The sequence below is a fragment of the Prosthecobacter sp. genome, from assembly GCF_044232965.1.
In the GTDB taxonomy this organism is placed as follows: domain Bacteria; phylum Verrucomicrobiota; class Verrucomicrobiia; order Verrucomicrobiales; family Verrucomicrobiaceae; genus Prosthecobacter.
Genome location: NZ_JBIIKX010000009.1, coordinates 1 through 12,932, shown reverse-complemented (window position 1 = coordinate 12,932; position 12,932 = coordinate 1). Strand labels below are relative to the sequence as shown.

The following is a 12,932-nucleotide window of genomic DNA, read 5'->3' as shown; positions in this document are numbered from 1 at the left end:
GATGAACGCATCATCCCTCGCCTGCTTTTGTCTGTCGCTCTTGCTGGTATCGGGAGTGCCGGGCTGCTCGCGACATCCGCAGGTGACGGTGCGCAACAACTCGGGCGTTACGATCACGAATGTGGTGATCTCCGGCCAAGGCTTTTCGGAAAAGCTGCGCGACATCGTTTCAGGCGGTAGCGAGAGAACGGCAGTGCGCCCGACAGCTGATTCGGGCCTGCGGCTTGCCTTTGAAGCAAACGGAACAAGATACAGCCCACCGGAGAATGGGTACCTGGAGGCATCGCCGCACTACCGGGTCACCGCGACCGTAGCGCCTGACTTCAGCGTGAAGGTGGAGTCGAGCATCAAGCCTTGAGATCGAAACCTCGGCGGTATAGACAATAAACTTGCGCTCATCCGTCCTTGCTTCGTGAACATGTCTCCTCGCTTCTACTTGGGTCTTGCTGTGCTGTGCGCTCTCAGTTGCGCGGCGGTCGTCTTTTGGCCTGCCGCTCGTCCACAGATGGAAGAACGGCGGTCGAAGCCCGAATCGTCGAGAAAAACCGTGGACGTGAACCACACGGTCTCCGCAGGGCAGACGCCGGATTTCCTGAAGCGCATGCTGAACGGTGAGATCGCCAAACTCACGCCGGAGCAGATCGAGCACTATGTGGAGTCGCGTGGGCGCGATGCGCTGAGTTTGATCGTGGCCTCCATGCTCGGTGACGGCGGTGACAAGTGGTTGGACGAGGCTGTGGAGCGCTTTCCTGACGATCCGCGAGTCGCCGCGGCGATGCTCATCAAGCGTGGCGGCAGACCAGAGGCCGGGGAATGGATCGCACGCCTGAAAGAGCACGATCCCGGCAACTCGCTGGGCTATCTTTTGGCTGCAAAGTCGGCCCTCGATGGCAGGGATCTCGATGGGGCGATGAAGGAGCTGTCGGCACTCGAATCGACACGCATGAATGATTTTCGTGAAACATGGCAGTCCGGCATCACCGACGCGTATCACAGTGCGGGCTACCAGGGAATGGAGGCCGAGTGGCTGGGCATGGCGCAAACGCCCGTGATGAGTGGCGAGGTGATGAAGTTAAGCGCAGGAATCGCGGAGGCGATGGTGGCCGCCAAAGAGCGGGGTGATCGAACCAAAGCGGAATCACTGGGGCGCTCCGGCGTGAAGGCCGCCGAGTTGGTGGGCGGACGCGGGGATAGAGACTTGCTCATCAACCAGCTCATCAGTGTCTCCATGGAGCGCAAGCTGCTGAACCAGCTTCATGTCTTTGATTTCGTGCCGGGCGATCAACGCATCGTCGTGGAGAGGCTGGGCGAGATGGACAAGCGCATCGCCCGCATCAAATCGGTGATCCAAAGCCACACGGAACTGCTGCCCACGCTCACGGAGTCGGAGTTGCGCCAATACACCCGCCGTGTGCAGGTCGATGGCGAGCTCAAAGCCATGGAGTGGCTGGTGGCGCAGCGGCAGACGGAGCGCTGATGTAAGATTCTTTTCGAATCCCTACATTTGTAGTTGCCAAACCCCGACAAATGTAGTGATGTGCTTCCATTATGCCATCCCTGCCTGACATTTCCGAATCCGAATGGAGCCTGATGGAAGCTCTGTGGGAGTCTTCTCCGCAGACCGCTTCTGAGCTAACGAAAACCCTGCGCCCGACCATGAACTGGGCGGAGAACACGGTGCGCACGCTCCTCACACGCCTGATCGACAAGGGCGCTATCAAGACGGGCGAGAACAGCTCTGGCACACGCACCTACCTGCCCGCCGTGAAGCGCGAGGCCTGCGTCCGTGCGGAGGGCGAGTCCTTCATGCAGCGCATCTTCGGCGGCGCGGCCAAGCCTCTGCTCGTCCACTTTGCGCAGAACAGCAAACTCACCGCCGAGGAAGTGCGCGAGTTGAAGAAAATCCTCGATCAATCCCTGAACTCCTGACCTGCCATGGAAACACTCGCACATCTCTTTGACTGGCTCCTCACCGCCAGCGCCCGTGCCTCGTTGCTCTCTGTCGCGGTGCTGGGCTTGCAGGTGTTGCTGCGCCATCGCGTGCCCGCCCGCTGGCGCTATGCTCTGTGGTTGCCGGTGCTGTTGGTGCTTCTGACACCCGCGTTCCCTGAGAGTCAGTGGAGTGTCGGCTCCATCGTTCGCACAGCGCCCGCGCCATTACCCGCGCCGGTGAGGGTGGCGCAGGAGCCGGCTTTCAGCGTCGCGCCATCAGCTGTCGGAGCAGCTGAAACATCTGCACCCATTTCCTGGAGCCAAATCATGCTCCCGGCCTGGCTACTCGGTGCTGCGGGCATGATCGTGATCTGTCTCGGTTCCTATGCGCTGGCGCTTTGGCGGATCAAACACAACCGCGTGCCGGTGAACGATGCTTTGCTGCATGAAATCGCTGCGCTGGCCCAGGTCATCGGTCTTCGCCGTGTGCCGCATGTGTGGATGTCGCCGGTCGTCCGCAGTCCTGCCGTGACCGGTTTGTGGCGACCCGTGCTGCTGCTGCCGGTGGGGTTCGATGAATCCCTCTCGGCTCAAGAGGCGCGGCTCGTCCTCAGGCATGAACTCACTCACCTCAAGCGCGGCGACCTGCGGCTCAACGCGCTGCTTTGCCTGCTCCTCTCGCTGCATTGGTTCAATCCGCTGCTTTGGCTCGCCTTCTTCAAAGTACGGCTCGACCGCGAGGCCGCGTGCGATGCCCAGGTGCTCGACCGCGAGCCGCAGGCCGAGCGAGTCGCCTACGGGCACACCTTGCTGAAAGTGCAGAGCACCTTCAGCCACCACGGTCTCAGCCTCGGCTTTGTCGGCATCTTCCAGCGCGGCAGCGCGCTTCGTTCTCGCATTCAATCCATCGCCAAATCACCCACCCAAACGGTAACAATGAAAACCACGCTCAGTCTCAGCATTGCGCTTCTCACCTTCCTCGGCATCACCAAAGCCGCGCCGCCTGACAAGAACGCTCCTCAGATGTTGATCGAAGCCAAGTTCATCGAGGTCACTGATGGGGCGACGGACCTGCTTGATTCCTTTGCGACGACTGGGAAGTCACCCAGTGTCAGCGGAATGCTCAATGACGAGCAACTCAGCGCTCTGTGGAAGAAGATCGAGACAACTAAAGGGGTAGATGTCCTTTCGATGCCGCGAGTGACAACCCGATCCGGCCAGGAGGCCAGGATCGAGATTGGTCGCGAGTTCGCCTACAAGGACGCCACCGGCAAGCCTGCCACGAAACAACTCGGCACCACGCTCACGATGGTTGCCACGAAGGGTGGAGAGAACGACATCGATCTTGAGCTGTCACCGCAAATCGTAGAGCTGGAAGGCATGATCAAGGATGCAAAGAGCGGAGTGGAGCAACCTGTCTTCAAGGAACGCAAAGCGACGGCGAGCGTCACGATGATGCCCGGGCAAACCGTCGTGCTTGGCTTGGCTTCCACCTCCACGAAGCAAAACACCGAAGACCGCTCGGCAGGGCGCGTCACCGCAAAGACGGAAAACGTCACCAGGCACGCGCTGGTCTTTGTCACCGCTCGACTGTTCAATCCCGCCACCGGCAAACCGGTTGATCCCAAAACTGCAGCCGGGATGAGCCCGCTTCAGGCCAAGCTCGACTCCATCATTCTGCCCAGCGTGGTTTTCGCTGACGCCACGCTCTCCGAGGCAGTGGAGTTCCTTCGACACAAGAGCCTTGATCTCGATACCACCACGACGGACCCGAACCAGAAAGGGGTGAACATGATCGTCAAAGCGGGCGGCAACATCGCGGAGGCAAGAATCACACTGGATCTGAAAAACATCCCTCTGGGTGAGGCACTGAAGTATGTGGCCCAGCTCTCCAACCTGCGCCTCGTGGTCGAGCGTTACGCCGTAACCCTGATCTCGCAGGCCGACTTTGAAGCGCAGCAAAACCAGGCGGGGGCGCCCGTTTCCGGCAATCAAGGCATGGTTGTTACCTCAGACTCCCTCACCCATGACAAGGTTTCCGGAGTGGTCACAGCGGTTGGCGATGTGAAGTTCGAAACTCCTCAGGGGAGAATTTCGGCAGAAAAGGCCGCGATCAAATCGAACACCAGACCGAAATCCGCCGCCGGCGAAATCATCATCCCCAAGGTGCAGTTCCATGAGGCCACCTTGGCAGAAGCGGGTGAATTTCTGCGCATCAAAAGCCGAGACTTCGATCCTGAAAAGAAGGGCTTGAACATCCTCATCAAACCCGGCGGCGATCCCATGGCCAAGATCACCATGCAGCTCAAAGATGTTCCCGCCTACGAAGCCCTGCGCTACGTCGCCGAAGTCGCCGGCTGCAAGCTGACGGTGGAAGGCGATGTATTTGTCATCACACCGGTTCGGAGCGAACGTAAATAGACGGAAGCCAACCCCGACCACGCCTCGCTGGTGAAACGCCTGCACGGCATGTTGGACAAGGAGTTTGGCCCGATGGCGAAATCGTCTGGCTTGAAGCAAAAATGATTCTCCGTGATCGTGCGGTGTCTTGCGGGTCGTTGTTTCCCGTGCGCATTCATTTGTCACCCCATGCCAGCCCGTTCTTCAGCCTCATGCAATCCAGAACTCTGGGAGGCTGAGGACATTCGTCCGGCGGAGACGGTCACGCTGGGGGTGCGGGGTGCCAAAGGGGATTCCCGCTCGTGGCTGGCAGGTTCGCCCGTGGTGGCGGCACTTGGGGCGTTGGGGTTGGCTCATGCGGGCGTGCTGACGACTTCGCATCCTTACCGCATTGTGCGCACGAAGTTGAGCGGCGCTTACTTCATGGCCACTCTGTCGGGCGGTGGGCAGGTGTTTTTGAATGGCCGCTGGCAGGCCTGCGGCGAGGGGCAGGCTGTCTTGCTGATGCCGGGTGTGTTGAATGCTTTTTATGCTGAGAAAGGCCGCCCGTGGAGCCACTGTTGGGTGCGTGTGGCAGAGGGGGCTGAGGTGCTTCGCGGGCCAGCGGATCGAATGCAGGTGATGACGCGGTGGAATGCGGCACCGCTGAGTCATGCCGTGCTGGGGCTGCGCGAGGCGGCGCTGGCGGGTGCGCCACCGCCGGTGCTGCATCGCTGGGCGGAGCTGGTGCTGGTCAGCGTGGAGGAGTTTCGGCGTTCGTTTGATCCTGATGCGCGTGTCGTGCGGCTCTGGGAGGCGGTGGAAAAGCATTTGGCGGAGCCGTGGACGATGTCAGAGATGGCGCAGGTGGCGTCTTTAAGTGCAGAGCATCTGCGCAGGCTTTCGCGTGCAGCAACGGGACGCTCACCCCATGCGCATTTGATGCACCTGCGGATGAAACGCGCGGCAGAACTGCTGCTGAGCACGGATTGGCCGATCAAACGCATCGCCGAGGTCGTGGGCTACGCTAACCCGTTCGTTTTCTCCACCACGTTCAAGAAAGTCATCGGCTGGCCGCCTTCGAGTTATGCGGCTCGGAATGATGCAGACGGTGCTCGGAAACGGCAGCGCAAGTAAGCGGAAAAATGAGGGCAGGAAAACGGCCCATCATGCTGCTCCCATTCGCCTGCCGCTCTCCTCCCATTGCACAAATGCCCGTTTTGCGAATGCACTCGCCCGCTGTGCTCATGGAGATGTCAGGTTGGCATCCGTATGCTCCACGTCATGATCGCCTCGCACTTTTCATCTTCTCCTTTCGCTTGTCTCGGCTCGCTGCTGATCACTCTCACGTTGCCTTTCTCGCCGCTCCAGGCTGAAGGCGAATGGAACCCGGATGTGACTTATCCACCGCTGCTACCTGCGGAGGCGATGAAGACGTTCGAGGTGCCAAAGGGCCATCATCTGCAATGCGTGGCCTCGGAGCCGATGGTGGAGGAGCCGGTGATGTTTGCCTTTGATGGAAACGGGGCGCTCTACGTCTGCGAATGGCGCACCTACATGCAGGACGAGCATGGCACGGATCAGCTCAAGCCCATCTGCCGGGTGGTGAAGCTGGAGGACACAGACGGCGATGGCGTCATGGACAAGCGCACGGTGTTTATCGACAACGTCATCCTGCCGCGCGCGATCATGCCGATGCAGGATCGTGTGCTGGTCTATTTCACGGAGTCCTCGACCATCTACGCTTATTACGATGACAACCACGACGGTGTCGCCGATCGCCTCGAGGTCGCGTGGCAGGGGGCGGACGACCACGGCAACAACGAGCACCAGCAAAGCGGCTTCCTGTGGAATCTGGACAACACCATCTGCACTAATGACCGCCGCCTCACATGGAATGCAGGCAAGCTCACCGCGCAGCCTCACGCTCGCGGCCGCCTCAGCCAGTATGGTCTGGCGCGTGACGACGATGGGCGGCTGTTCTGCAGCTATGGCGGCGGAAACAATCCGGCGCACTCCTTCCAGCTTCCTTCAGGTTATCCGGTGCTGAATGTGCAGGAGCACGCGCCGGATTACGACCGCACCTGGGGCATCTGTCCGGTGTGGGACGAGAGCGATGGCGAGTATGACGTGGAGCGCCGCGCCGTGCTGAAGCGCTTCACGGCCTCCTGTGGCCAGACGGTGCTGCGCTCGCATCTCATGCCGCAGTGGTATGGCTGCGCGGTCACTTGCGAGCCGGTGGGCCGCCTGCTGCGCATGACGCGCGTGGAGTGGAAGGACGGCCTCGGCATCGCACACAATGCTTTTCCCGGCAGCGAATTCATCCGCAGCAGTGACGCGTATTTTCGGCCTGTGTGGACAGAGACCGGACCGGATGGGGCCTTCTACTTCGCGGACATGTATCGCGGCATCATCCAGGAGAAGACGTGGTTCCCCACCGCGCTCGCGGAAAAGCATGGCGACTGGCGCGATGAGAAGCTCGAGCGCTGGGTGGCACGCTATGAGCGCGTAAAAAAGTGGGGCATGACCAAGGTGGTGCGCCATGGCCGCATCTACCGCCTTGTGCCGGACGATGCACCGAAACAGCCCGCGCCGAAAATGCTCGATGAAACGACCGAGCAGCTCGTCGCGCATCTGGCGCATCCAAATGGCTGGTGGCGTGATCAGGCACAGAAACTCATCGTCACGCGTGGCGGCAATGAAGCCGTGCCTGCCTTGAATCGCATGGCCGCGGAGCACGAATCGCCCGATGCGCGCATTTGTGCGCTCTGGAGTTTGCAGGGGCTGGGGGCCTTGCAGCGCGGGCAAATTATCACCGCGCTCGCTCATTCGCATCCTCGTGTGCGACGCGCCGCCGTGCAGCTCGCGGAGCCTCTTTTGATCAAAAAGGAAATCGACATCCAGCAGCGGTTGCTCGCGATGGCATCGGATGCGGATGCCCACGTGGCCCTGCAAGTCTTCCTTGCCTTCCGCGCTGCCGATCAGGCCGGGAGCCTCCCTCTGCCACAGTCGCTTGCCAGCGCGGGAAGCCGGCTGCCACTCGTGGATCTCATCTTGAAACAGGACCGCGACGCTTTGCGCAAGAATCTCAGCCAGGCCGCCGAGAAGGGAAAACAAGTCTATGAGACACTCTGCATCGCCTGCCACGGCCCGGATGGTCACGGCGTGAAGCAAGGCGACAAGATGCTCGCCCCCTCGCTGGTGAAGTCCGCGTGGTTCGCCAATGGTGGCAACGTGCCCGCGCTCGCGCGCCTCGTGCTCAAAGGCCAGACCGGCCCCATCGAAGGTCAGACCTTCGGCGAAGGGCTCATGCTGCCGCTGGAGGGCACCCACAGTGACGAACAGATCGCCGCCGTGCTCAGCTACATCGGCACGAGCTGGCATGCCTGGCCGCAGCCAGCCGATGCGCGCGAGATCACCCGCGCTCGCCAGGCCAGCGCGGATCGCAAGCAGCCGTGGACGCACGATGAACTCGTCTCCTGGTCAAAGCGGCGCTTGCAGAGCTTTCATCCGCTCACCTTTGGCACAGCCGCCACCGCCGATGGCCGCCAGGGCGTCTATCTCACCAACGCTACGGAGATGGACCGCGTCTCCATCCGTCGCTACGGCGACACGCTCGTGAACGGCGTCCCCTTCACACTCCCAAATCCCGCCAGCCTGCCGTCGGCAAAAAACGTCATCGTCCTCAAAGGCGGAGCCCAGCCAGCAGCCGTCAGCCGCACCATGCCGCAGAGCGTGGACTTGCCCGTGAATCAAACCGCCGCGCGCCTGCACCTGCTCGGTGCCGTCGCAGGCTGGGGCTGGCCAGCAATGAAGGAAAAAGAACCGCTTTTCACCATCACCGTGCACTATGCCGACGGCAGCGACGAAGCGCTCACCTTCATCAACGGTGTGGACATCGCCGACCACGCCGGCCCCATCGATGTCCCCGGTTCCGCCAACACGCAGCTCGTCGCCCGTGGCCAGATGCGCTACCTCTGGCGGCCACTCTCCAAGCCCGCGCAAACCATCACGAAGCTCACGCTGGCCAGCACAGCGAGAAAAGCCGCGCCCATGATCGCCGCCATCACCCTGGAAAGTGTCGGCACCGATGGCAAAGCCAGTCCCGCACCCTTCGATGGAGGGCCGGTGAACATCGCCACGACGGCTGCGGCCAGCCCTTCGTCCGCCTCACCTGCTGCACCCCTCCTGCCGCGCAACGCGGAGAACGGCAAGCCGCGCGTCCTGCTCATCGGCGGCGGTGTTTCGCATGACTTCGCGAAGTTCTTCGACACGCACGACCGCCGCATTCTCGCCGACTCCGGCAGCTATCACCTCGCCTACACCAGTGCCCCACAGGTCGCCGCCGCCGAACTTCCGTTTGCCGAAGTCGTCGTGCTCAGCGCCAATGACCAGGCCTACTCCGCGCATCTGCCCTTCCGTGCCGCGCTCATGCAGCATGTGAAACGTGGAGGCGGCCTCGTGCTGCTGCACCCAGGCACCTGGTATAACTGGCCCGGCTGGCCCGCTTACAACCAAGACCTCGTCGGCGGCGGAGCCAGCAAGCACGAGCCGTATCGTGAATTTCAAGTCCACGCCCTCAAGCCCCAGCACCCCGTGATGCAAGGCGTAAGCAGCCCCTTCACCATCAAAGACGAACTCTACCTCGTGAACCTCGACCCTCGCTGCGAAGTGCTCGCCGAAGCCGTGTCCACCATCACCAGCGCCAGACATCCCAGCGTCTGGCTCACTCCACACCCCACCGCCCGCATCATCAGCATCGCCCTCGGCCACGGCAAAGAAGCCCACGAGCACGCTGACTTCGCCAAGATCCTTGGCAATGCGGTGAAGTGGTCTGCGGAGAAGCCGCGGTCGATGGCAACCGCGCCGTTGGTCACTCCGAGTGTGGATCTCCGCCCGAGCTTGCAGCCATCACCGATAACGGATGTCGCGACCGGTGCGGTGACGATTCGTGGCACTGCGGATAGTGCTAACCAAACGTTTGTTCGGGTGCGGGTGACAACCTCATCCGGCCAGACTTTCGAAACCCGTGCACCCGTGAGCAACAAGAGCTTCACCTGCCGCTTCCCGCAGGACTTTGCCGGTGCGCCAGTGCTTTCGCCGATGCTGCTCTATGTGGACGCGACGGATGCCGCTGACTTCGGCGGCAAAGACTTCGTGCACCACCAGGCGGAGGCCCTGCTCATTGTTTCAGGCGGACACGGCGCACAACCCGATCTGCCGCTCGCATTCATGGATGACTTCATTGATGCCAATGCCCGCAAGGATGCCGAGTCTGCGCACTGGCCGCAAATGCGCGGTCTGGTGAACCTGTTCATGCACAGCCGCGCGGCTAAGCTCATGCGCATTCAACAGCCAGCCTTCGACCTCGCTCGTCCCGGCGACCTCGCCTGGTTCAAGGAGCACGCCACGCTTTATGATTTCGACCACCGCGACCGCGACTGGTCCCAGCCGATGAATCATCGCGTTGCCCGCGGCTTTTGGCAGGCCGTTTGGAATCCCTGGTTCAACCCGAGCAACGACCATCCGTGGGATGGCAATCCCGCCAACCGTGATCCCAAAAACTACAGGCCCTACACCTTCACCAATGACCCGGCGGACATTCTCGTGCTCTACCGGATGCGCCAACGCCTAAGCCCGTCGGTGGTCGATAACCGGCGTTTGCTCGCGGACGAGGTGCTTGCCAACCTTCTCGCCATGCAGCATCGCGACGCGGATAACTTTGCCCTGCGGGAAGCTTCCGGGAAACAGGAGCACTACACCGCAGGTGCCTTTCGTTACGGCATGTTCGAGACGGGTGAGTGGTTGACGGAAGGGAAAGGCTGGTTTGCGAATCCAGCATTCCGCGACTTCGCCCGGGGTGGCGTCCTCAACGGTCGCGCCGTCTGGGCTCTCGGGGAATCCTTGAAGGCCGATCCGCATGGCCCGATTGCAGACAAAGTGAGCGATGCCATCGCGCTGACCCTGCGCTTCTGTTTGCACGATGGTTTCGAGCACGGCTACACCCTGCGCAGCAAGTCCGGCCTGCCACTGTGGAGCCGCACCGCCGGCGAACACGCCTACCTCCTGCTGGGCATGCTGGCCGCCTGCGAAGTCAGGCCTGATCTGCCGGTCCAACTTGGCGAGCATGAGGCTCCGCGTTCCTTGCGGCTCATCACGATTGACGCTCTCAACGCGCTCGCGGAATCGGCACAAGCCGACGGCAACTGGTCACGCTACGCCAATGCGACAGCCATGAACATTGCCGCGCTCGCAGAAGGAGTGCGGGTGCTCGCTTCCGAAAAGAACGCGCCGATTTGGAAAGCGGCTGCCATGAAAGCCGCTGATGTTTGGCTCGCCCTGAAACCGGTGTCGTCAGAGCGACCCACACCAACACCGATGTTCGGTCACATGACCAAAGAGGGAGGACTGACCTTTCATCTTGGCAAAAGTGAGCATGCGCATGTTTCCCTCTACATTGGCGGGCACTGGCTGCACGCGCTCGCAGTCCTTCATTCAGCAACAAATGAACCGCGCTATGCCGGACGCGCCAACGCCATCCTCGCCTATTACTGCGGTAACAACCCACTCCACGTTCGTTTGATCAACGAACTCGGTGCCGTGAACAACCGCGTCACCGACACCGACAATGACGGAATGGAAGACACACTGGATTGGAACGCTTATCCCGAATCCACTGCATTTGTTCAAATAGGCCTGCTCCACCTGCTCCAGCCTTCTGTGCCATGATTCGGCACACCTATGGCCGATCTCACTCAACGAAACGACGCCCACGATCAGGCCGAGCGCATCCGCTGGCGGCTACCGGTGGCGCTTGCAGGAACTCCGGGAAGCGATGGGTTTGAGCGACGTCAGCCGGGGCTCGTGAGAGTGGCATCAGCCGGGAATACATCCGCAGGATCAAAGGCGGCTTCATCTACCTGACCTGGGGTGAATCCCGCCCCCCTTTCGACATCCCCGCCACCGACGTGCTCTTCCTCTCCGTGTCGATGGCCTAGTGGGAGGTTGAACATGGCGCGCAGCGATGAGATTAGCACCGCAACTGCGCCAGCTTTGCGCTTGGCATGGCGCTTCCGAGTGGTCGTCCTCAACCTTCCGCCTTCAGGCCCTTCATCACCATCTCGCGAAAGGCGCGGACGTGGGCGAGTTCGTGGCGGCCTTTGGGGTGGAGGAGGGCGACTTGGTCGTGGCCGAGGAAGCTGGAGACATCGCGGTGGATGAAGCGGGCTTTCACATCGGCGGGCACTGGCAGGGCTTCACTTGCGGGTCGGGTGAGAATGGCCACGCCCATGCCGAGAGCGACGTAGTTGAGAATGGAGGTGACGTTGCCCGCCGTCATGATGACGTTCACCTGGGCGCTCAGGCCGGCTTTAGCGACGAGGTGATCAAACTGTATGCGTGAGCTGGAGTCTTCCCCGGCGAGGATGAGCGGCTGCTTGACGATGTCGCGCAGTTTGGGGGCTTTGATCTGGGCAAAGGGATGGCTGGCAAGGCACACGACCTCAAAGGGGTAGCGCACGAGTGGTGTGGCCTCGAAGCGTGTGGGCAACGTCACGGCCTGCGGCGTGCCAACGATGGCGAGGTCGGCTTTTTCGGCCTCCAGGAGCTGCCAAGCGATGCGCGATGGCGCGTCGATGAGCGAGAGGCGCACCTGCGGATGGGACTCACGATAGCGGGCGATGACATGGCGCAGGGTGCTGTTGAGCACGGTGGCGGGCGCAGCCATGCGGAGATGCCGCTCGGCCTTGCCGTGCTGGTCGTGGAAGACCTTCTTGAGCGAGTCAAAGCCTTCCACCAGCGGCGCGGCGAGGTCCAGCAGCCGCTCGCCGTCCTCGGTAAGGCGCACGTCATGGCCTTTGGCGGTGACGAGTTGCACGCCGTAGTCGTCCTCCAGCGCCCGCACCTGCCGCCAGACCGAGGGCGTGGCCATGCCGAGACTGCGTGACGCCGCCGCAAAGGTGCCGTGCCTGGCGATTTCAAACAGGGCGCGGATCTGGCGAAACCGCACTTCCTTGAAGTAGCGGCGGTCATCGGAGGGCTTGGCACTGCGTTTGGGCTTCATTGCTCTGAGAGTAACGGTCATTAAGGAGATGTTTAAACGAGGACATTCAGAAAACAGATGTTGCCTTTATGATAAGTTCAAAGTTCCCCAGCCACTCTTCTGATTTATGACTCCGAAACGATCGATCATCGACTTTGTCTTTTTCGTTTTTGTATGCGCTGGATGGCTTTTGTGGTCAGCGAGTGTGCCAGACCTTGTTAGCGCATCTGCAACTAATCCTGCCGCGAAGCGGGTCAGGGATCGCATTGGCTTCTGTCTGCGGGATTCAGAGTTAACCGATGGTGTAAGCCGTTTACTGATTGCCCCCCGTCGGCCGATTTTGTTAAAAACCAAAGACGAGTCACCACCAACCTCTTTATGACTGCGAGACGATCCATCTTCATTGTTGCTTTCTTTCTTCTTCTTGGAGTTGGGTGGTTTTGGCGGTCAGGGAGAATGCCGATGACGCTCCCGGTGACGAAAGCCGAATCATCGACGGCCAAGCAGAAGGCTGATGCAGCGATTCCGGCGGCGGTAACAGCCACGGTAAAAGCCCCGCAGCGGCCTTTGGCAAATGTGG

Annotated in this window: 8 protein-coding genes; 6 read left to right on the top strand and 2 right to left on the bottom strand. The window is 61.2% G+C overall.

The genetic code is table 11. The features are described from left to right. Position 1 precedes the first annotated feature (1 nt). From ACILSI_RS05830 to ACILSI_RS05805, 6 genes are all read left to right on the top strand, one after another. Complete coding sequence (locus ACILSI_RS05830; protein WP_395720914.1) at positions 2 to 358, top strand: hypothetical protein; 357 nt, start codon at positions 2 to 4, stop codon at positions 356 to 358. A 60-nt stretch (positions 359 to 418) separates the two neighbouring features. Continuing rightward, positions 419 to 1,477: a hypothetical protein gene (locus ACILSI_RS05825; protein ID WP_395720913.1), complete on the top strand. Its 1,059-nt coding sequence runs from the start codon at positions 419 to 421 to the stop codon at positions 1,475 to 1,477. Positions 1,478 to 1,548: 71 nt separating this feature from the next. Beyond that, a complete protein-coding gene (locus tag ACILSI_RS05820) occupies positions 1,549 to 1,929 on the top strand; it encodes a BlaI/MecI/CopY family transcriptional regulator (protein ID WP_395720912.1) in 381 nt (126 codons plus the stop codon). A gap of 6 nt (positions 1,930 to 1,935) precedes the next feature. Further along, positions 1,936 to 4,353, top strand: a complete 2,418-nt coding sequence (locus ACILSI_RS05815; protein ID WP_395720911.1) for a M56 family metallopeptidase — start codon at positions 1,936 to 1,938, stop codon at positions 4,351 to 4,353. Between the two features lie 168 nt (positions 4,354 to 4,521). After that, the gene (locus tag ACILSI_RS05810; RefSeq protein WP_395720910.1) at positions 4,522 to 5,448 is read left to right on the top strand and encodes an AraC family transcriptional regulator; all 927 of its coding nucleotides are present in this window, start codon (positions 4,522 to 4,524) and stop codon (positions 5,446 to 5,448) included. Positions 5,449 to 5,595: 147 nt separating this feature from the next. Continuing rightward, a complete protein-coding gene (locus ACILSI_RS05805; protein ID WP_395720909.1) occupies positions 5,596 to 11,040 on the top strand; it encodes a ThuA domain-containing protein in 5,445 nt (1,814 codons plus the stop codon). Positions 11,041 to 11,398: 358 nt separating this feature from the next. Here the strand turns inward: ACILSI_RS05805 and ACILSI_RS05800 are convergent, their stop codons facing one another. Together ACILSI_RS05800 and ACILSI_RS05795 are read right to left on the bottom strand one after the other, a co-directional pair. After that, positions 11,399 to 12,373, bottom strand: coding sequence for a LysR family transcriptional regulator (locus tag ACILSI_RS05800; protein ID WP_395720908.1), 975 nt, complete (start codon positions 12,371 to 12,373; stop codon positions 11,399 to 11,401). A 233-nt stretch (positions 12,374 to 12,606) separates the two neighbouring features. Continuing rightward, positions 12,607 to 12,932: hypothetical protein (locus tag ACILSI_RS05795; protein WP_395720907.1), on the bottom strand; the 326-nt coding region annotated here is incomplete at its 5' end.